The sequence below is a fragment of the Polaribacter sp. genome (genome assembly GCF_039939415.1).
Taxonomy (GTDB): domain Bacteria; phylum Bacteroidota; class Bacteroidia; order Flavobacteriales; family Flavobacteriaceae; genus Polaribacter.
Genome location: NZ_JBDVJE010000008.1, coordinates 1 through 21,223 on the forward strand (window position 1 = coordinate 1; position 21,223 = coordinate 21,223).

The 21,223-nt window shown below is 27.3% G+C and carries 20 protein-coding genes; 15 read left to right on the forward strand and 5 right to left on the reverse strand.

Annotated features, from left to right (window positions below; all coding sequences use genetic code 11):
• Window positions 1-206 precede the first annotated feature (206 nt).
• The 12 genes from ABJG40_RS01360 (at window position 207) to ABJG40_RS01415 (ending at window position 9,640) form a co-directional block, all read left to right on the forward strand.
• Window positions 207-986 (forward strand): YHYH protein, encoded by a 780-nt coding sequence (locus ABJG40_RS01360; protein WP_348022783.1) that lies wholly within the window; start codon window positions 207-209, stop codon window positions 984-986.
• 6 nt (window positions 987-992) lie between these two features.
• On the forward strand, window positions 993-1,595 hold the full coding sequence (locus ABJG40_RS01365) for a hypothetical protein (protein ID WP_348022784.1): 603 nt from the start codon (window positions 993-995) through the stop codon (window positions 1,593-1,595).
• Between the two features lie 2 nt (window positions 1,596-1,597).
• Complete coding sequence (locus ABJG40_RS01370) at window positions 1,598-2,245, forward strand: SCO family protein (protein WP_348022785.1); 648 nt, start codon at window positions 1,598-1,600, stop codon at window positions 2,243-2,245.
• Window positions 2,246-2,393: 148 nt separating this feature from the next.
• Window positions 2,394-2,687: an EF-hand domain-containing protein gene (locus ABJG40_RS01375; RefSeq protein WP_348022786.1), complete on the forward strand. Its 294-nt coding sequence runs from the start codon at window positions 2,394-2,396 to the stop codon at window positions 2,685-2,687.
• A gap of 31 nt (window positions 2,688-2,718) precedes the next feature.
• Complete coding sequence (locus ABJG40_RS01380) at window positions 2,719-4,131, forward strand: CotH kinase family protein (protein ID WP_348022787.1); 1,413 nt, start codon at window positions 2,719-2,721, stop codon at window positions 4,129-4,131.
• A 38-nt stretch (window positions 4,132-4,169) separates the two neighbouring features.
• Window positions 4,170-4,934 (forward strand): YHYH protein, encoded by a 765-nt coding sequence (locus ABJG40_RS01385; RefSeq protein ID WP_348022788.1) that lies wholly within the window; start codon window positions 4,170-4,172, stop codon window positions 4,932-4,934.
• Window positions 4,935-5,546 (forward strand): hypothetical protein, encoded by a 612-nt coding sequence (locus ABJG40_RS01390; protein ID WP_348022789.1) that lies wholly within the window; start codon window positions 4,935-4,937, stop codon window positions 5,544-5,546.
• Window positions 5,518-6,195 (forward strand): SCO family protein, encoded by a 678-nt coding sequence (locus tag ABJG40_RS01395; RefSeq protein WP_348022790.1) that lies wholly within the window; start codon window positions 5,518-5,520, stop codon window positions 6,193-6,195. Before ABJG40_RS01390 ends, ABJG40_RS01395 begins: the two co-directional genes overlap by 29 nt.
• Complete coding sequence (locus ABJG40_RS01400) at window positions 6,182-7,261, forward strand: YHYH protein (RefSeq protein ID WP_348022791.1); 1,080 nt, start codon at window positions 6,182-6,184, stop codon at window positions 7,259-7,261. Before ABJG40_RS01395 ends, ABJG40_RS01400 begins: the two co-directional genes overlap by 14 nt.
• A 292-nt stretch (window positions 7,262-7,553) precedes the next feature.
• Entirely contained in the window at window positions 7,554-8,303 is a 750-nt protein-coding gene (locus ABJG40_RS01405; protein ID WP_348022792.1) for a polyphosphate polymerase domain-containing protein, read from the forward strand.
• Window positions 8,304-8,353: 50 nt separating this feature from the next.
• Window positions 8,354-8,908: a DUF4956 domain-containing protein gene (locus ABJG40_RS01410; protein WP_348022801.1), complete on the forward strand. Its 555-nt coding sequence runs from the start codon at window positions 8,354-8,356 to the stop codon at window positions 8,906-8,908.
• 24 nt (window positions 8,909-8,932) lie between these two features.
• Window positions 8,933-9,640: a DUF2490 domain-containing protein gene (locus tag ABJG40_RS01415; protein ID WP_348022793.1), complete on the forward strand. Its 708-nt coding sequence runs from the start codon at window positions 8,933-8,935 to the stop codon at window positions 9,638-9,640.
• Window positions 9,641-9,698: 58 nt separating this feature from the next.
• Here ABJG40_RS01415 and murB read toward each other — a convergent pair whose 3' ends face one another.
• Both murB and ABJG40_RS01425 read right to left on the reverse strand, forming a co-directional pair.
• Entirely contained in the window at window positions 9,699-10,709 is a 1,011-nt protein-coding gene (gene murB, locus ABJG40_RS01420; protein ID WP_348022794.1) for a UDP-N-acetylmuramate dehydrogenase, read from the reverse strand.
• The gene (locus ABJG40_RS01425; RefSeq protein WP_348022795.1) at window positions 10,710-11,900 is read right to left on the reverse strand and encodes a pyridoxal phosphate-dependent aminotransferase; all 1,191 of its coding nucleotides are present in this window, start codon (window positions 11,898-11,900) and stop codon (window positions 10,710-10,712) included.
• A gap of 153 nt (window positions 11,901-12,053) precedes the next feature.
• Between ABJG40_RS01425 and ABJG40_RS01430 the strand changes: the two genes are divergently transcribed.
• Window positions 12,054-13,391: an aspartyl protease family protein gene (locus tag ABJG40_RS01430; protein ID WP_348022796.1), complete on the forward strand. Its 1,338-nt coding sequence runs from the start codon at window positions 12,054-12,056 to the stop codon at window positions 13,389-13,391.
• 1 nt (window position 13,392) lies between these two features.
• On the opposite strand, the gene ABJG40_RS01435 is transcribed toward ABJG40_RS01430, so the two are convergent.
• The gene (locus ABJG40_RS01435; protein ID WP_348022797.1) at window positions 13,393-13,797 is read right to left on the reverse strand and encodes a DUF1573 domain-containing protein; all 405 of its coding nucleotides are present in this window, start codon (window positions 13,795-13,797) and stop codon (window positions 13,393-13,395) included.
• Between the two features lie 123 nt (window positions 13,798-13,920).
• On the opposite strand from ABJG40_RS01435, the gene ABJG40_RS01440 reads away from it, so the two are divergent.
• Window positions 13,921-16,575 (forward strand): valine--tRNA ligase, encoded by a 2,655-nt coding sequence (locus tag ABJG40_RS01440; RefSeq protein WP_348022802.1) that lies wholly within the window; start codon window positions 13,921-13,923, stop codon window positions 16,573-16,575.
• Between the two features lie 164 nt (window positions 16,576-16,739).
• A complete protein-coding gene (locus ABJG40_RS01445; RefSeq protein WP_348022798.1) occupies window positions 16,740-17,606 on the forward strand; it encodes an OmpA family protein in 867 nt (288 codons plus the stop codon).
• A 25-nt stretch (window positions 17,607-17,631) separates the two neighbouring features.
• On the opposite strand, the gene ABJG40_RS01450 is transcribed toward ABJG40_RS01445, so the two are convergent.
• Window positions 17,632-18,630: an aldo/keto reductase gene (locus ABJG40_RS01450; RefSeq protein ID WP_348022799.1), complete on the reverse strand. Its 999-nt coding sequence runs from the start codon at window positions 18,628-18,630 to the stop codon at window positions 17,632-17,634.
• A gap of 5 nt (window positions 18,631-18,635) precedes the next feature.
• Window positions 18,636-21,223, reverse strand: a 2,588-nt coding sequence (locus ABJG40_RS01455; RefSeq protein ID WP_348022800.1) for an FAD-linked oxidase C-terminal domain-containing protein, incomplete at its 5' end; no start/stop codon positions are given.

Here is a 21,223-nt window from a genome sequence, read left to right on the forward strand (position 1 = left end):
CCTTTTTTATCAACATCAACAATAGCATCCATGGTCGGTTTTGAACCGAACAGAGAACTCTAAAATATTTTGATCTTTAAAATGTTTATAAAATAACGTATTTTAACTTTAAAGGTAAGTATTTATTTACTGATCTATATAGATTTAGATTTTTTTTCAAACCTTTTAACCTTTCTTAGGTCTAATTATAAAATAAATAATTTAAGATGAAAATATTTCAAAATAGTAAACTGTATTTTTTCCCTTTATTAATTAGTTCTATAATAACTTCATGTAGTTCATCAGAAACTATTTCTGAAGAAGAAATTGAAAATACTACAGAAATAACTTACAATATTACACCAATATTAACGATGTATGATAATATTGATGCAGTAACTTATGCTGTAAATGGTAATACTGTAACTTTTACAACTACAGATTTACCAAATCATACCAGTCCTTATTGGAATTCTTCTCATGCATTATATGAAGCCTATACAGGAACAAATTCTAATTGGAATAAAAACCCTAATGTAATTGCTGAACAAAATGTAACATTTACAATACCATTAAATCCCGCAAAATCAAGTAATAATTTAGCTACATCATTAGGTCCAATTGGCATTTCTAGAAATGGAATCGTTTTCTATAATCAATATGCAGGGCCAAATGAACAAGAATTAACTAGTGAAATTAATTCATTTGATCAATGGTTAGGTCATCCAACAGGTACAAATCAATATCATTATCATATAGAACCAACATATTTAACAGATCAGTTCGGATCTGGTGCTTTTTTAGGTTTACTTGCAGATGGATTTCCTGTATATGGTCCAACAGAAAATGGCAGTACTATTACAAATGCAGATTTAGACGAATTTCATGGTCATATATCTATAACTTCCGATTTTCCAGATGGAATTTATCATTATCACATAACAACAGAAGCACCTTATATAAATGGTAATGGTTTTTACGGTACACCAGGTAATATTACAAATTAGATTTTTTTGAAGTTTATAAAAGTTAGTTTTTTAGTTAGTGCTCTTTTTATTTCTTGCAATAATAAAGTTGTACAAGAAAAAAATATAGATGCAATTAGTGAAATTAAAACTCCATCTATAGAAAGAAATAAAAACGATGTTAATTTTAAACTTATAAATGGCATTCTTTTTTATGAGGATGTTCTTTTTGCAGGAATTGTAAATGACTTCTATATTGATGGAAGTTTAAAATCGAAAGCAACATATTACCAAGGAAAAAAAGAAGGGAAATTTTTTGGCTATTATCCAGATAAAAAAAAATGGTTTGAAAGGTATTATCATAAGGGATTAAAAGTAAAAACTCATAAAGGTTGGTTTCAAAATGGACAACAAATGTTTGTATATCAATTAAATAATAATGGCGTTTATAACGGTAGTGTTAAAGATTGGCATTATAATGGGCAATTAGCAAAGCATTTTAATTTTATTAACGGAAAAGAAGAAGGAAGTCAGAAAATGTGGACAATAGATGGAAAAATTAAAGCTAATTTTTTTACGATAGATAATGAAAGACATGGTTTAATTGGTTTAAAAAAATGTGTTAGTGTTTTAACTACAGATAAAAATTAAAAATGAAGTATAAATTTTTAACCCTATTACTATTAATATGTATTTCTTGTAAAAAAGAAGTCTTAATCAATAAAAATAATATCCTTCCTTTTTATAATTCAGAAGAATTTACTCCAGAATGGATTTCAAAAAATGATATTAATTATAGTAAAATACATCAGATAAAACCATTTGAATTTACCAACCAAAATGGAAAAAAAATAACAAATAAAGATTTTGAAGAAAAAATATACGTTGCCGATTTTTTCTTTACTACCTGCCCAAGTATTTGCCCAATATTAGCAAAAAACATGCATGCATTACAAGAAGAATATAAAAATGATAAAGACATTTTATTATTATCTCATTCTGTTATGCCTTGGATAGATTCTGTTAAAAAAATTAAAGAATATGCCATAGAAAAAAAAGCAATTGATAACAAATGGCATTTAGTTACTGGTAATAGAGATGAAATTTATAAAATTGCTAGAACATCATATTTTGCCGATGATGCTTTTAAAGAGACTAAAGATAAAACAGGGTTTATACATACAGAAAACTTTGTTTTAGTAGATAAGAAAGGAAGAATTAGAGGTGTTTATAACGGAACCTTAGCGCTAGATATACAAAGATTAAAACGGCACATAAAAATTTTAAAGAAAGAAAAATAGTTTAGTTATTTCCTGTAAAAGAAGTCTTAAAAGTCTTATCAATTAATTACTTGATAAGGCTTTTTTTTTGTTAAAGTAAAGTTAACGTGCACAAGTTTTTTAAAAGAGTAGCATCTAAACTTTTATAACTTAAAAAAATATTCAAAAAATGAAAAAATTAACAAATAAAATTATTGCTGTATTAGGATTCATATTGTTAACATCAATTTCTGCAATTGCTCAACAAAATAATGATGAAGAAACACCAAAAGGTCCACCTTCTGTTAAACAAATTATTAAAGATTTAGATACTAATGAAGATGGTAAAATTTCATTAAAAGAAGCTAAAGGACCTTTAAAAAAAGATTTTAAAAAAATAGATACAAATGAAGATGGTTTTTTATCTAAAAAAGAGTTAAAAAATGCTCCAAAACCAGAAAGAAAAGAAAGACCAAGAAATTAAAAAACAGTACAATCAATTAAACTAAATAATTATGAAATATTTAAAAGACTTAATTCCATATACATTTGTATTATTAATCATTTTTTCTTGTTCTAGTAAAGCAGAAGTTGAAGAAGAAGAAGAGCAAGAAGAAGAAATAGTTGTTGTTGTAGATGATTCTGATTTTGAACCAACAGATTGGACAGATACCACGCATAGTAAAAGTGCAGATCCAAATTTTGATGAAGTTTTTGAAGATAATACCGTAAAAAGATTAGATTTTGTAATATCAGAAGAAAACTGGCAAAATATGTTAGATGACATGACAAATCTATATGGAACATTTGGAGTTGGAGGTATGTCTGGAGGTTCTAGTTTTTCTGATGAAGATCCAATTTTTGTTCCAGGAGAAGTATTTTATGAAGGTATAGAATGGTATAAAGTAGGGTTGCGTTTTAAAGGAAACTCAAGTTTACAATCTAGTTGGCAATCTGGTATCTTAAAGCTATCATTTAAATTAGATTTTGATGAATTTGAAGATGATTATCCTCAAATTAACAATCAACGTTTCTACGGATTTAAAAAACTAAGCCTTAAAAATAATTATGATGATGATTCTATGTTAAGAGAAAAAGTAGCAACAGATGTATTTAGAAATGCAGGTTTAGCAGCTTCACACACTGCTTTTTATACTCTTTATGTAGATCATGGAGATGGCCCACAATATTTTGGACTTTATACACTAGTTGAAGAAGTTGATGATACTGTAACAGAAACACAATTTTCTTCTGATGAAGGTAATTTATACAAACCAGATGGTGATGCTGCCACTTTTGAAAGCGGATCTTATGATGAAGATGAATATGTAAAAAAGAATAATGAAGATGAAGCAGATTTTTCTGATGTACAGAGTTTGTTGTCAATTATTAATGATGGTTCTAGAACTTCAGATCCTGCAACTTGGAGAGCGAATTTAGATGCTATTTTTGATACAGATGTATTTTTAAAATATTTAGCAGTTAATGGTATTGTACAAAATTGGGATACTTATGGAAGAATGACTCATAATTACTTCTTATACAATAACCCAGACACCAATAAATTAACATGGATTCCTTGGGACAATAACGAAGCTTTACAAACTGGTAAAATGGGAGGGTCTTTACCTTTAAACTTTTCTGGTTTAAGTTCATCTACTTGGCCATTAATAGGTTATATGTATCAAGATGATGTATATAAAGCAAAATATGATGCTTATTTAGAAGAAGTTATTAATGATGCATTTAATGAAACTACTATGCAAGCATTATATACAAGTTATGCTGCATTAATAGAAGAGTATGCAACATCAGAAGTAAGTGGTTATACTTTTTTAAATTCTAGCTCTAGTTTTCAATCGGCTATCACAGAATTAAAAAGTCATGCTACTTCTAGAAAAAGCGCAGTAAGCTCTTACTTAGATTAGTATATTAAAATGTTAACCATCACTAAAACCATTTAATTATGAAAAACCATCTTTTATTAAAATCTACATTTTTAATGTTTTTATTTTCAATATTTATTGCTTGTAGTTCAAGTCAAGAAGAAGATTTTGAAGAAGATACAAGTGTAGAAGAAGAATCTGTAACTGAATTACATGCTGCTTATGCAGAGTTTAATACAGAGGCAACAGATATCTATTTATCTAATAGTGGTACAACTGTAACAATTGAAACAACAGGTTTACCTAATCATGAAACTGTATATTGGGGCTCTAGTAGTTCTTTGTACAAAGATGAACCAGATGTATCAACAACACCTTCTATAATGACAAGTAATAATAATGCCGTAACTATAACTGTAGATGCAATTCCTAATTTAACAGGAAGTACCGTTAATACAGAATTAAACACAATTGGTATTGCCGTTAGTGGTGCATCTATTTTTAATGATCAAGAAGGAAATGGAGCCTTAGATGAAGCAGCAGCTAGTTTAGATTGGACAGGGGGTCACATTGGTCCAGGAGTATATCACTATCACCTTGAACCAAAAGCATTTTCAGATGATGATGAAAATTTGATAGGAATTTTATTAGATGGTGTTTTCTTGTACGGAAGAAAATGTAATTCTACGGGTACTTATCCTTTAGACTTAGATATTTCAGGAGGTCATACAGCATCAACTCAACATACTGTAGGTATAGATGAGTATCACTATCATATTATAAATGAAATTTATTCAACTACAGGTTCTTATATAGCATTTGAAGGACCATATCAAGGTTATTAAATGAAGTTAATTGTTAATTTTTTTTTATTTTTTCTTATTGGTTGTAATACTACAACCAATAAGAAAATTGACACAATAAAAAAGTTAAGTAATAAAGCAATTGATTTAACAAATATTGTACATAAAGATAGTTTGGTTTTAAATGGTAATGAAGGTAAATGGTATTATAAGAATAAACTTTATAATGGTTTTGCAGTAAAATTATATCCAAATAAAACAATTAAAGAGAAAACAGGTTTTTTTAATGGAAAAAAAGAAGGTGTTTATAAAGTTTGGTTTAATGATGGTAAATTAAAGTTAGAATCTCATTACAGTCAAAATGTACTAGTAGGAACTTATAAATCTTGGTGGAATAACGGAAATTTAGCATCAGAAGTAAACTATGTAAACGGAAAAATGAATGGTGTAGAAAGAAAATGGTTTTCTGATGGTAATTTATCTAAAGAAAGAAATTTATTAAAAGGTAGAGAAAATGGTTTGCAAAGAGCATGGTTGCAAAACGGAAAGATTTATGTTAATTATGAAGCAAAGAATGGTAGATCATTTGGTATGAAACGAGCAAAATTATGTTATCAATTAAAAGATGAGAAAATTAAAGAATATAAAAAATAGTATTTTTTTTATAATAGGGCTTTTACTAATCTTAAGTTGTAAAAAAACTAATAATAAAGAAATTACTAGTAAAATTGATGTTTTGCCTTTCTATAATGAAGCTTCTTTTACTCCAAAATGGTTAGGTACTAAAAGTAACGAATTAAAGTCTTTTCATAAAATTCCAGACTTTAATTTGATAAATCAAAACGGAAAAAAGATTACTCAGAAAACATTAGAAGGTAAGATTTATGTAACAGATTTTTTCTTTACAACTTGTCCAGGAGTTTGCCCAATGATGACTAAAAACATGAATTTGGTTCAAGAGGCTTTTAAAAATGACGAAGAAATATTAATTATTTCTCATTCTGTTACACCAAAAAAAGATTCTGTTTCACAGCTAAAAAAATATGCTGTAGAGCATAATATAAATAAGAATTGGCATCTTGTTACAGGTAGTAAAAAAGAAATTTATAATTTAGGTAGAAAATGGTATTTTGTAGAAGAAGATTTAGGAGAGCCTAAAGGAATAAATGATTTTTTACATACAGAAAATTTTATTTTAATTGATAAAAAAAAACATATAAGAGGTATTTATAATGGTTTAAATAAGAACTCTGTAAAACAACTAATAGCGGATATTAAAATATTAAAAAATGAGCAATTTTAAAAAAAGATATATTTATTTTATTGTTATTACATTCATAATAATAAGTTGTAAAAATAACAATCACTCTCATTCTCATGAAAGTTTAGCTGATAATCATACACATTCTAATACAGATTATTTTGGAGCATATACTTTAAATAATAAAGATTATGGTACAAAAACCACTGTAATTTTAGAAAATGGTTATCGAAAGATGAAAACAAATTCGTTGCCAAATCATAAAACAGGTAAGTTTCCTACCAGAGGTAATCCAAATAAAATTTCAGAGCAAAATAGGCAATATATGTTTCCTTTGAATCCTAAATTTGTAGGAAAACCAACTTGGGTTAGAGAACCAGGAATTGCTTTAAATGGAGTAAAATTTGAACCAGGAACAGCAGAAGTTGTTATATGTGAAACAGGTGAAAATTATAGGGTAGAAGCTTTTCAAGATTTAATTAATCTTGGATTAGACTTTAACCATGCTCATGTTCAGCCAACAGGAGCTTACCATTATCATGGAGCACCAACTTCTTTGATAGAAAATTTTAATAAAAGTAAAGATTTGGTACATATTGGTTTTGCACATGATGGTTTTCCTATTTACTATTCAAAAAGTGGTGCTTATAAGTCTAGTTATAAATTATTAGATGGAAAAAGAGAAGGAGAAGATTGTACATATACAAATCCTAAAACTACAATTAATGTTAATTTAGATGATAATCATGATGGTACTTTTGGCTCAGATTTTATATATGAAGCTGGTTTAGGAGATTTAGATGAATGCAATGGAACTACAGTAAATGGTAAATACGTGTATTTAGTAACCAATGAATTTCCTTATGTAAGTCGTTGTTTAATGGGAGAATATGAAGAACCAAAACGCGATAGAAGAGGAGGTAATAGAAACAAACCAATAACTTTTGAAGATTTATTGGAGAGAATGGATGTAAATAAAGATAAAAAATTATCAAAAAGTGAGGTTAGAGGACCTTTAGTTAATGACTTTTCTAAAATTGATAGTAATAATGACGGTTTTATTTCAATAGAAGAACTTAAAAAAGTTACAAAAAGAAATAGAAGATAAGTTCTTTAGATAATTCTTTTGGTATACAAAATCTATTTAAAATATAAATATCAGAATTTAAAAATTACTTAGATAAAAACAATTTAAAACAACATAATAAAGACATTAATACTTTAAAATAAATTTAATTTAACATTTGGGGGAATGTTATTTTTTGAAGCCTCATCAATTATTTGATGAGGTTTTTTTAATTAAGTTTTTTTTAACAAAAAGGGCACAAGTTTAATTATAGAATATCATCTAAACTTTAAGTAACATAATAATAACTATATATTAATATTAAAAAAAGTATATGTTAAAAAAGATAGAACCAATTATAAATCAATTTTTTCCTATTTCTCTAAAAGAGATGAATAGTGTTGCTTTAATGAAGAGAACAGATACAAAGTTTGTTATTAATAAATCTCAATTAATTCTAATTTTAGAAAACATAAAAGAAGATTATAAAGTATTACAAATTAATGATGATAGAATTATGAGCTATTCATCATTGTATTTTGATACTCATGAAAATAAGTTCTATAACGATCATCATAATGGAAAAAATAATAGAACTAAAATAAGACAAAGAAAATACATAGAATCTAATCTTTGTTTTCTAGAGATAAAACAAAAAAATGGAAAAGGAGAAACCAATAAAACTAGAATTCAGGTTAAAGATTTTGAAACTGATTTAACAACTTCTTCTAAAGATTTTATATCAAACACAATAAATGTAGCGTATGATTTAAGTCCTAGTTTATGGAATGGTTTTAATAGAATTACTTTAGTTAATTTAAAAAATAAAGAACGAGTAACTATAGATTTAAATCTTTCATATAATATAAATGATAAAGAAAAAGGTTTTGAAAACCTTGTGATAATTGAAGTAAAACAAGAACGATTTAATAGAAAATCTGAAATAGTAAAATCATTAAAATCAATAAGACAAAACCCATATAGTATAAGTAAATATTGTATTGGTATGATTAGTCTTTATAATGATTTAAAATATAATGTTTTCAAGAAAAAATTAATTAAAATAAATAACACAATAGCTTAACTATGGAATTTTTAGAGATCCCTTTATTCGACAATGACTTTTTTAAAATGATGTTCAGGTTCATCTTAAACTTCTCATTTCTTACAATTATTATTAGATTCATTTATTACTCAGATTCAAAAAGAAAAGACTACGTTTTTACCTATTATTTAATTAGTCTTATTGTGTTTTTTTTATGTTTTACACTTAAAAAATATGAGATGGATATTGGTATGGCATTAGGTCTTTTTGCAATTTTCGGAATTATTAGATACAGAACAAACCCTGTAGATATAAAAGAAATGACTTATTTATTTGTTGTAATTGGTGTGTCTATTATAAACGCATTAGCTAATAAAAAAATGAGTTATGCAGAAATTCTTGCTGCAAATCTTATTATTGTTTTTGTATTATTATTAATAGAAAAATATTGGTCTTTAAAACAAGTTGTAGCTAAATCTATTGTCTATGAAAATATAGATAATATTAAACCAGAAAATTATCATTTATTAAAAGAAGATTTAGAAAACAGAACAGGTTTAACTATAAATGATGTTACAGTTGGTAATATAGATTTCTTAAAAGATATAGCAACTGTTACTATTTTCTATTATAAACAGAAATAATTTTTTCTACTAACAAATAAAAAGATGAAAATTAAAAAAAGATCAATAGTAAAATTTATGCTAATAATTGCAATGCTATTTGTAGGAAAAAATTACGCACAAACAGATGCAGATTTGGCTTTATGGAATACTGTTGGTGTGGAGTATAAGTTGAATAATAAATGGAGTTTTGGTTTAGAAGAACAATTTAGATTAAAAGAAGACATTTCTGCAGTAGATAATTATTTTACGCAATTAAGTGCAGATTATAAATTATTTAAAGGCTTTTCTGTAGGTTTAGGGGTAAGGTTTATTAGAGATAATGATAATAAAGGAAATATTCAGGGGTATGAAAATCATTTTAGATATCAATTTGATGTAATGTATAAACATGAAATTAAAGATTTTAAAATAGGTTATAGATTACGTTATCAAAATAAAAACGAATTAGGTATTTCTTATGATGAAGGAGATTACGCAAATCAAAATATTCGTTTTAAAACCTCTTTAGAATACAATATTAAAAACTGGAAATTAGACCCCAAATTTTCTGCAGAAATTTTTAATAAATTTCAAGAAGGAGAAGAAAATGGTTTTAATAAATATAGATTAACCTTAGGAACCGATTATAAAACAAAGAACTTTGGTAAAATAGGAGTATTCTATAGATATCAAAAAGAGTTGAATGTAGATTTTCCAGATTCATCTAATATTATTGGGTTAAAATACATTTATACCATAAATAACAAGTAATTTTTTGAATTGTTACTTACTATAAAAAAGCCTTGTTATTCGAGTAACAAGGCTTTTTTTATGTAATTATATTTACTTCAATTTCTAAAGAAATTCTAAACTTTTTAAAAATAGTTTCCTTTATTTTTTCAGCAAGCTGATAAATTTCTTCTCCAGTTGCATGTTCATAATTTACAAGAACTAAAGCTTGTTTTTCATGTACACCATAATTACCAAAACGTTTTCCCTTAAAACCAGCTTGTTCTATTAACCAACCTGCAGGAACCTTAATTTCAGTATCAGAAACTATATAACTAGGTACATTAGGATATTCTTTTTGAAGTTCTAAAAACTGAGATTTTGCAATTACAGGGTTTTTAAAGAAACTACCACTATTTCCAATTTTTTTAGGATCTGGAAGTTTAGATTCTCTAATTGCAATAACAGCTTCAGAAATATTTTTTAAACTAGGATTTGTAATGTTTTTAGAAGTTAATTCAGCTTCAATAGCACCATAAGAAGAATTTAAATTATGCTTGGTTTTTGTTAATTGAAAGCTAACAGAAGTTAATATATATTTACCTTTAGCTTCATTCTTAAAAATAGAATTTCTGTACCCAAAATTACATTCAGTATTTGAAAATTGAACTAATTTTCCTGTTTCAATATCTAAGGCTTCAACTTTAGTAATTGTGTCTTTAACTTCAACTCCATAAGCACCAATATTCTGTATAGGACATGTACCAACATTACCAGGAATTAAAGATAAATTTTCTATACCTCCATAATTTTCAGAAACACACCATAAAACAAAATCATGCCAATTTTCTCCAGCATTTACAGTAATGTAAATGTCATTCTTATTTTCTCTATCTATAGAAATTCCTTTAATATTAATATGTACCACCAATTTTTCAATATCTTTTGTTAGTAGCATATTGCTTCCTCCAGAAATTAAAAAAATATCTTTTTCAATTTTTAAAAGTTGCTGTAATTGATATACAGAATCAATAGAAACAAAACGTTTTGCAGTAACATCAATACCAAAAGTATTGTACTGTTTTAATGATATGTTATTTTCGATTTTCAATTAGTTATTGTATTGTTTTAAAGCTTCTTTTAAAATCTGAGCAGATTTTATTAAATCTACTTTGTTTAATACATAAGCCATTCTTATTTGGTTTTTTCCTTCACCTTCTGTCGAATAAAATCCACTTGCAGGAGCAACCATTACAGTTTCTTTATTATAATCGAATTTTTCTAAAATCCATTGTGCAAAATGGTCTGAATCTTTTACGGGTAATTCTGCAACACAATAAAAAGCACCTTTAGGATTGGCAACTTTTACACCATCAATTTTTTGTAATTCAGTAATTAAAGTATTTCTTCTTTCAACATATTCTTCTTTTACATCATCAAAATATTGTTGAGGAGTATCTAGTGCTGCTTCACTTGCTATTAATGCATATGTTGGCGGACTTAAACGTGCTTGTGCAAACTTAATGGCAGTTTTAATAAATTCATCATTTTTAGAAACGATACAACCAATTCTTGCTCCACACATACTATAACGTTTAGACACAGAATCGATAATAATGGCATTTTGTTCTAAACCATCAACAGCCATTACAGAAGTGTGCTGTAAACCATCATATGTAAATTCTCTATATACTTCATCAGCAATTAAAAATAAATCGTGTTTTAAAACAATCTCTTTTAATTTTAAAATTTCTTCAGGAGAATATAAATAACCTGTTGGGTTTCCAGGATTACAAATTAAAATTGCTTTTGTTTTTTTTGTGATTAACTTCTCAAAATCTTCAATTTTTGGCAATGCAAAATTATCTTCAATTTTAGAAATTACAGGAACAACTTTAACGCCAGAAGCTGTAGAAAAACCATTATAGTTTGCATAAAAAGGTTCTGGAATAATAATTTCGTCTCCAGGATCTGTTATACTACCAATAGTAAAAAGTAAAGCTTCAGAACCTCCTGTTGTAACAACAATATTGTTAGAAGATATATTTATAGAATGTTTTTTGTAATAATTTACGAGTTTATTTCTGTATTCATCAGAACCCTCAGAACGAGCATAAGATAATGTTTCAATTTCATTATTTTTTACTGCATCTAAAGCAATTTGAGGTGTTTTAATATCAGGCTGACCAATATTTAAGTGATAAACTTTTGTTCCTCTTTTTTTTGCATCTTCTGCAAAAGGAACTAGTTTTCTTATTGGAGATTCTGGCATTTGTAACCCTTTATTAGATATTGAAGGCATAATAATTTTTTAAGAATTAATTGATGCAAATTTCCGAAATATATTTTATTTATACCATTTTATTAAAGAAACTTTAAAGGTTAAATATTTGCTAAAATAAATTATATAACAATCATTAAGTTGTATATTGTTTTCATTCATAATTTTTTTATATTGAAAACAAGATTTTTTTTTATTTTTTTTACATTCATTATTTCATTTACTTCAAAATCTCAATCTGGGTTTCGTTTTAGCGGAATAAATAAAGATAGAGTACAAGTAAGTTTTAAAAAGGTTAATAACTTGATAGTGTTACCTTTAGAGATAAATGGTAAAAAATTATCATTTATATTAGATACAGGTGTTAATAAAACCATACTTTTTAATTTAACAGAAAATGATAGTATTGGTTTATTAAATACAACAAAAGTAACCTTACGTGGTTTAGGTAAAGGAGAAGCTGTTAATGCTTTAGTTTCAAAAAAAAACACTTTTAAAATAAAAAATTTAGTTAGTAATAATGAAACTATTTTTGTGATTTTAAAAGATTATTTTGATTTATCTAGTAAAATGGGAACAACAATACATGGTATAATCGGTTATAACTTATTAAAAGATCTAATAGTAAAAGTTAATTATAACTCTAAAAAAATAGATTTTTATAATCCTAAAACTTTTAAATATAAAAAATGTAAAAAATGCGAAACTGTTCCTTTTAATTTTTATAGAAAAAAGCCTTTTATAAAAGCTAAAGTTAGTTTAGATACTATTGGAAATAAATTTATAGAGACTTTACTATTAGTAGATTCTGGGGGAAGCGATGCTATGTGGCTTTTCGAAAACTCTAAAGCAGAAATTAAAACACCTAAACGTTTTTTTAATGATTTGTTGGGAGAAGGGTTAAGTGGACCTATATTTGGAAATAGGAGTAGAATACCTCAATTTAAATTAGGTAGATTTAAGATAGAAAAACCAACAGTTTCCTTTTTAGATTCAGCATCAACTCATAATGCTAGAGAATTTAAAGCAAGAAATGGTAGTATTGGTGGTGGTATTTTAAAAAGGTTTAAGGTTTGGATAGACTACCCAAATAATAAATTTACGTTTAAAAAGAATGGTTCTTTTACCTCTGGTTTTAATTACAATATGAGTGGGTTAGATATAGTTTATAACGGAGAAGAACTAGTAAAAGAAGCAGCAATAAGAAATATAGAAAATACTTTTAACCAAAAATTAAACGAAAAGCATTCAGTTTCTCTTGTGAAGAGTTATTCATTTAATTTTAAACCTTCATATAAAATTCTAAATGTTATAAAAAACTCTCCAGCATATAATGCAGGCTTATTAAAAGATGATGTGATTATTAGTATAAATGGTAAAGCTGTTCATCAATTTCAAATAGGAGAAATTATTCAAAAATTCCAAGAAAGAGATAAAAAGAAAATTAAAATGGTAATAAAAAGAAACAATGTAAAAATGAAATTTGAATTCAGATTACATAAAAGTGTGTAGACTAACTTCCAGAAAATTCACTTTTTTCTTTTTCTAAAGAAATTCCTTTAACAACAAAACCTTTAATTTTTAACATTTTTCTTGGAGTTTTTGCATTCGAATAAATAGTAATTGCTTTAGAAAAACCACCAACTCTTCTAGTATCATAAGAAACTTTTATTTCTCCTTTCTCTCCTGGCATCACAGGTTTTTCGGGTTTTTTGGGCACTGTACAACCACAAGAAGATTGAATTTTTTTAATAATTAACGGTTGATCACCAATATTTGTAAAAACAAAAACTCGTTCTCCATTAGATGCTTTTTCAATTTTTCCATAATTAATGGTTTCTTTTTCAAATTTAAATTCTTGTGCATTTATTGATAAAGAGATAAAAAACACAATTAATAATGTTCCGAAAGTTTTCATAATTAAATATTTATACTGTAAAATTAAGATTAATATTTTGTACTAAAAAATCAACTACTAATTTTTTCTACAAAATAGTTAATTGTATTTTTGCAAACTATATATCAAAAAGGATACCAAAGTATGACAATTCCATCTAAATATGATGCAAGTAAAGTAGAAGATAAATGGTACGATTACTGGATGAAAAACAACTATTTTCATTCAACACCAGATGAAAGAGAGCCATATACAATTGTAATTCCGCCACCAAACGTAACCGGAGTTTTACACATGGGGCATATGTTAAACAATACCATACAAGATGTTTTAATTAGACGTGCACGTTTGTTAGGTAAAAATGCTTGTTGGGTTCCTGGAACAGACCACGCATCTATTGCAACAGAAGCAAAAGTAGTTGCCAAGTTAAAAGAACAAGGAATTAGCAAAAGCGATTTAACACGTGAAGAATTTTTACAACATGCTTTCGATTGGAAAGATGAATATGGTGGAATTATTTTAGAACAATTAAAAAAGTTAGGAGCTTCTTGCGATTGGGAAAGAACAGCCTTTACAATGGATCCAGAAATGTCTGAATCTGTAATTAAAGTTTTTGTTGATTTATATAACAAAGGTTTAATTTATAGAGGATACAGAATGGTAAACTGGGATCCAGAAGCAAAAACAACACTTTCTGACGAAGAAGTAATTCACGAAGAAAGACAAGGAAGTTTGTATTATTTAGAGTATAAAATAGAAAATTCTAATGATACATTAACCATTGCAACAACGCGTCCTGAAACTATTTTTGGAGATACTGCAATTTGTATCAACCCAAATGACGAACGTTTTACGCATTTAAAAGGAAAGAAAGCAATTGTTCCTTTATGTAATAGAGTAATTCCTATTATTGAAGATGAATATGTTGATTTAGAATTTGGTACAGGTTGTTTAAAAGTAACGCCTGCTCATGATGAAAATGATAAGAATTTAGGTGATAAACACCAGTTAGAAGTAATAGATATTTTTAATGAAGATGCTTCTTTAAATTCTTTTGGATTGCATTATCAAGGCAAAGACCGTTTTGTGGTTCGTAAAGAAATCGCTAAAGAATTAGAAGAAAAAGGTGTTTTAGTAAAAACTGAAGTGCATACCAATAAAGTAGGTACATCAGAAAGAACAAAAGCAGTGATAGAACCTAGATTATCAGATCAATGGTTTTTAAAGATGGAAGAATTGGCTAAACCTGCAATTAAAGCGGTTTTAGGAGATGATACTGACATCAATTTATATCCTAAGAAATTCGAAAACACATACCGTCATTGGATGGAAAATGTGAGAGATTGGAACATTTCTCGTCAGCTTTGGTGGGGACAACAAATTCCTGCATTTTTCTATGGTGATGGTAAAGAAGACTTTGTGGTTGCAGAAAATAGGGAAGAGGCTTATAAATTAGCGAAAAATAAATTAGCTGTCATTTCGACTGAAATGGAGAAATCTCTTAAAATAGAAGATTTAACTCAAGATGAAGATGCACTAGATACTTGGTTTTCTTCTTGGTTGTGGCCAATGTCTGTTTTCGACGGAATTAGAAATCCAGAAAACGAAGAAATTAAATATTATTATCCAACAAACGATTTAGTTACTGGTCCAGATATTTTATTTTTCTGGGTGGCTAGAATGATTGTTGCAGGATATGAATATAAAGACGAAAAACCTTTCGAAAATGTATATCTAACAGGATTGGTTAGAGATAAGCAAAGACGAAAAATGTCTAAATCTTTAGGAAATTCACCAGATGCTTTAAAATTAATTGATGATTATGGAGCAGATGGAGTAAGAGTAGGACTTTTATTAAGCTCTGCTGCTGGTAACGATTTAATGTTTGATGAAGATTTATGTCAGCAAGGAAAAGGATTTGCAAATAAAATTTGGAATGCTTTCCGTTTGATAAAAGGTTGGGAGGTAGATGCTAGTTTACCACAACCAGTAACCTCTAAAGTTGGTTTAACTTGGTACGAAGCTAAGTTTCAAAAAACGTTGGCAGAAATAGAAGATCACTTTTCTAAATACCGTTTGTCGGATGCTTTAATGGCAATTTATAAATTAATCAATGATGATTTTTCTTCTTGGTTATTAGAGATTGTTAAACCAGCGTATCAACAACCAATAGATAAAGTAACTTTTGATGCAATTATTGAGGTTTTAGAAAACAATTTAAAAATATTGCATCCGTTTATGCCATTTTTAACGGAAGAAATTTGGCAATTTATTACAGAAAGAACAACTGAAGAGGCTTTAGTAATAGCAAAATACCCTACAATTAAAGATTTTGATTCAACTATTATTTCTGAGTTTGAATTTGCTACTGATGTTGTATCTGGTATTAGAACAATTAGAAAGGATAAAAACATTTCTTTTAAAGATGCAGTTGAGTTATTTGTTATTGATAGTGAAAATAGTTCAAAAGATTTTGATGCAGTAATTCAAAAATTAACAAATACTGCAACTATAAATTATGTTTCAGAGAAAGTAGATGGAGCATCATTTAGAGTAAAATCTAACGAATATTTTGTGCCAATTTCTATTGAAAATATTGATGTAGAAGCAGAAATTAAGAAATTAGAAGGCGAATTGAAAAGAGCAGAAGGTTTCTTGTTTGGTATCAATAAAAAACTATCTAATGAACGTTTTGTTGCAAATGCACCAGAACAAGTAATTGCTTTAGAACGTAAAAAAGAAGCAGATACTATGGCTAAAATAGAAACGATTAAAAGTAGTTTAGCTAGTTTAAAATAAGAGAATTTATTTTATAAATAATAGTCCTTCAATTTTTTAATTTGAAGGACTATTTTTGTTTTAGTATGCTAAGAATAAGTTTTTTATAAAAATTCTAATCATTTAATACATTAATATTAAATTATAATTATATTTAAAGCTATAAATAACCAACTAAAATTAGCATGAAAAAAATTATCTTATCATTATCAATATCAATATTGGTTTTAACTGTAACATCTTGTGTTTCAAAAAAAAAATACGCAGAATTAGAAACTAAATATACAGACACCAAAACAAGCTTAAATAGTTTAAAGCTTAAGTTTGCTAAAATTGATAAAAGAGTAAAATTATATAATGATAAAATTAATTCTTTAAAAGGAGATAATGTAACTTTAGAAAAAGAAAATGCCTTAAAATTAGACATGATTAATGGTAAAGTTGCTATTTCAAAAGACATTAGAGCAATGATGAATAAAACATTGTCTAAAATTTCTCCAGAAAAATTAGCTACAGCAAAAACATTAAAAGATTCAATAAATTTGGCAGTCTCATACAATGTTGTAAGAAAAACATTAGGTAAAGCAGAATTTAAAAATTCTGAAGATATTGATATAGATATCGATCAAACTGTGGTTATGATTACTGTTTCTGAGAAATTGTTATTTAATTCAGGTAGTTATAAACTTAAAAAGAGTGCATTAAAATTAATTACAAAATTAGCAGATATAATAGAATCTGAACCAAGTATGGATGTTATGATTGAAGGACATTCAGATACTAATAAAATTACTAATAAGACAGAAAGTGTAGAAGATAATTGGGATTTAAGTGCAAAAAGAGCTACTTCTATGGTAAGACTTTTACAAAATAAATTTGGTATAGATGGTAGCAGATTAATTGCCTCATCTAGAGGAGATACGATGCCTTTGTACCCAAATACAACAAAAGAAAACAGAGCAAAAAACAGAAGAATTAGAATTGTAATTTTACCTAATTTAAATAAATTTTTTGCATTATTAGCAGAAGAAGGAGTAATAGAAAAGAAATAAAAAATTAAGTTATATAAAAAGAGTTTTATTTTAATATAGAGTTGATTTTTGTTAATTCATCCTCAGAAAAAATAGTGTTTTCAGTTGCTTTAATACTATCTGTAATTTGTTCTGTTTTACTTGCACCAATTAAAACAGAAGTAACTCTTTTGTCTCTTAAAATCCAAGAAATTGCCATTTGTGCTAAATTCTGATTTCTGTTTTTGGCAATTTCATTTAAAGCTTTAATTTTTGGTAGCATTTCTAAAACTTTATCCGTTTTTAAATAACGACCATCTTTTACAGCTCTAGAATCTTTTGGTAAACCATTGATGTATTTATCAGTTAACATTCCTTGTGCTAAAGGAGAAAAACAAATTGCTCCAACTTTTTCTTTTCCTAATAAATCTAATAATCCATCTTCAATCCATCTATCAAACATATTATATCTTGGTTGATGAATTAAACAAGGAGTTCCTAACTCATTTAATATTTTAAATGCTTTTTTTGCTCTTTCAGGTTTGTAATTAGACAATCCAATATAGAGTGCTTTACCTTGTTTTACTATTAAATCTAAAGCTCCCATTGTTTCTTCTAAAGGCGTATTTTCATCTGGTCTGTGATGATAAAAAATGTCAACATAATCAAGTTTCATTCTTTGTAAACTTTGATCTAAACTAGAAATTAAATATTTCTTTGAACCAAAATTTCCATAAGGACCTTCCCACATATCATAACCGGCTTTCGATGATATTATTAATTCATCTCTATATTTTTTAAAATCTTTGCTTAATATTTTTCCAAAAGTAGTTTCTGCAGCACCATAAGGTGGCCCATAATTGTTTGCTAAATCAAAATGAGTTATTCCATTATCAAAAGCACATTTAAGTAAATTTCTAGCATTTTTAAAGTTGTCATTTTCACCAAAATTATGCCATAAACCCAAAGAAATTTCAGGTAATAACAAACCGCTGTTTCCTGTTCTTCTGTAATTTATTTTTTCATAACGATTATTATCAGCGATAAATTTACTTTTTTTGCTCATAGCTGCTAAATTAATGCTTCTTTAAGAATAGTAATAGGGTGTTTTGCAACACGTTTTGTTCCATCATAAATTTGATGTCTACAACTTGTTCCTGCTGCTGCAATTTCTGTGTCTTCACTACAGTTTCTAACCTTAGGAAAAAGTGTATCTTCACCAACTTGCATAGAAACTTTATAATGTTCTTTTTCATAACCAAAAGAACCTGCCATTCCACAACAACCTGTATTCATAATAGTTACAGCATAATTCTCTGGTAAATTCAACATTTGAAAACTAGAAAAAGTACCCGATAATGCCTTTTGATGACAATGACCATGTACTTTTAAAGTTTTAGCTTCTTTGGTAAAAAAACTTTTGTCTATATTTTCTTTCTCGATTTCTTTAGCTATAAATTCTTCAAAAGTAAAACTGTTTTTTGCTATTTTTTCTGCGGATGTTTTATCGTCTGCTAATCTTTTGTATTCGTCTCTAAAAGTTAAAATTGCTGAAGGTTCTATTCCAACTAAAGGAGTTTCATCTGTAATTAAATCTTTAAATATTGCAACGTTATGGTTACTAATTGCTTTTGCTTCTTTTAAAAAACCTTTAGAAATATGGCTTCTACCACTTTCATTATGAGCAATGTTTTTAGGTTCATAACCTAATTTTTCTAAAAGTAAAACTGCGTCTTTTCCAATTTCAGCATCATAAAAGTTGGTAAATTCATCATTAAATAAATAAACTACTTTTTTAGATGTTTTAGTTTGATGTTTTTTTAACCAGCTACTTAATGTTTGTTTTGCTAATTTTGGTACAGTTCTTTCAACTGCAACACCTAACATTTTTTTAGAAAAGTTGGTATTGGTTATATAGTTTGTCAATGAAGGAAAAATACTTCCTAACTTATTATATTTTGCATTATTAGCAAATAGTTTACTTCTAAATGAATAACCGTTTGTTTCTTGATATTGGTATAAAAACTCTGCCTTTAAACTAGCAATATCTACATTACTAGGGCATTCTGTAGCACAAGCTTTACAGCTTAAACAAAGATCTAAAACTTGTTTTAATTCTTTAGAGTCAAATTTATTTGCAGCTGTGTTATTTGTTAAAACATCACGTAATGTATTTGCTCTTGCTCTTGTGGTATCTTTTTCATCTTTTGTAGCTCTGTAACTTGGGCATAATGTTCCACCAGCTTCTACTGGTTTTCTACAATCTCCAGAACCATTACATTTTTCTGCAAGTTTTAAAATCCCTTCACTTTCAGAAAAATCTTGAATGGTTTTAATAACAGGTTCTTCTCTATCAACTTCATAACGTAAGCTCTCATCCATAGGAAAAGCATCTGTTATTTTTCCTTGATTAAAAACGTTATTTGGATCAAAAGCTTTTTTAATTCTTCTTAAAAGTTGATAATTTTTATCACCAATCATTAACGGAATAAATTCTGCACGTACAATTCCATCTCCATGTTCTCCAGAAAAAGAACCATTATATTTTTTTACTAATTCTGCAGTTTCTGTTGTAATTTTTCTAAATAAAACTACATCTTCTTTTTTCTTGATATTTAAAATAGGACGTAAATGTAATTCACCAGCTCCTGCATGTGCATAATACACAGCATTTTGCTTGTATTTTGCCATTATTTTAGTAAATTCTTCTATATAATTTGGAAGATCTTCTAAAGCCACAGCAGTATCTTCTATACAAGCAACCGCTTTTTTATCTCCAACAATATTTGCCAAAGCACCTAAACCAGCTTTACGTAAATAATGCACTTTTGCAATATCTTTTCCATACACTTTTGGATGATGATACCCAAAGTTGTTTTTCTCTAAATCTGCAATTAAATTATCTGCATAAATTTCTGCTTGTTCTATGGTTGCAGCAGAAACCTCAAGCATTAAAACAGCTTCAGGATCTCCTTGTAAAAAGAAACGATTTTTAGCTAAATCTGGGTGATTTTTAGTACAATCTAAAATGGTTTTATCCATTAACTCACAATTATATAAATTGTGGTTCATAGAAATTAAAGTCGCTTTTAAACTTTCGTTTATACTTTTAAAATGAGTACAAACCATAATACTTTCTTTTGGAGCAACATTATCTAATTGTAAAGTAATAGCAGTAGAAAATGCCAAAGTTCCTTCACTTCCAGAAAGTAGTTTTGCAACATTTATTGTGGGTTCTGTTCCTCCAAATAAATCTGAAGTTAAAAATTCATCTACAGCATAACCAGTACATCTTCTATGTATGGTTGCTTTTGGAAATTCTTTTTTAATTTCTTGTTGATTATCTACAGAAGAAAGTTCGTCAAAAATAGTTTTATAAATTTTTCCTTCTTGCGTATTTTCTTTTGTTTTTTTGATGAATTCTTCTGATGAAATTTCGTTGAAAGTTGCTTTGCTACCATCACTTAAAATAGCATCTATAGAAATTACTTTATCTCTTGTAACTCCGTATTTTATAGATGTACTTCCAGAAGAATTATTACCCACCATTCCACCAATCATACATCTGTTAGAGGTTGATGTATTTGGACCAAAAAACAATCCATAAGGTTTTAAGTACACATTTAAAGAATCTCTTACAATTCCTGGTTGAAGTGTAA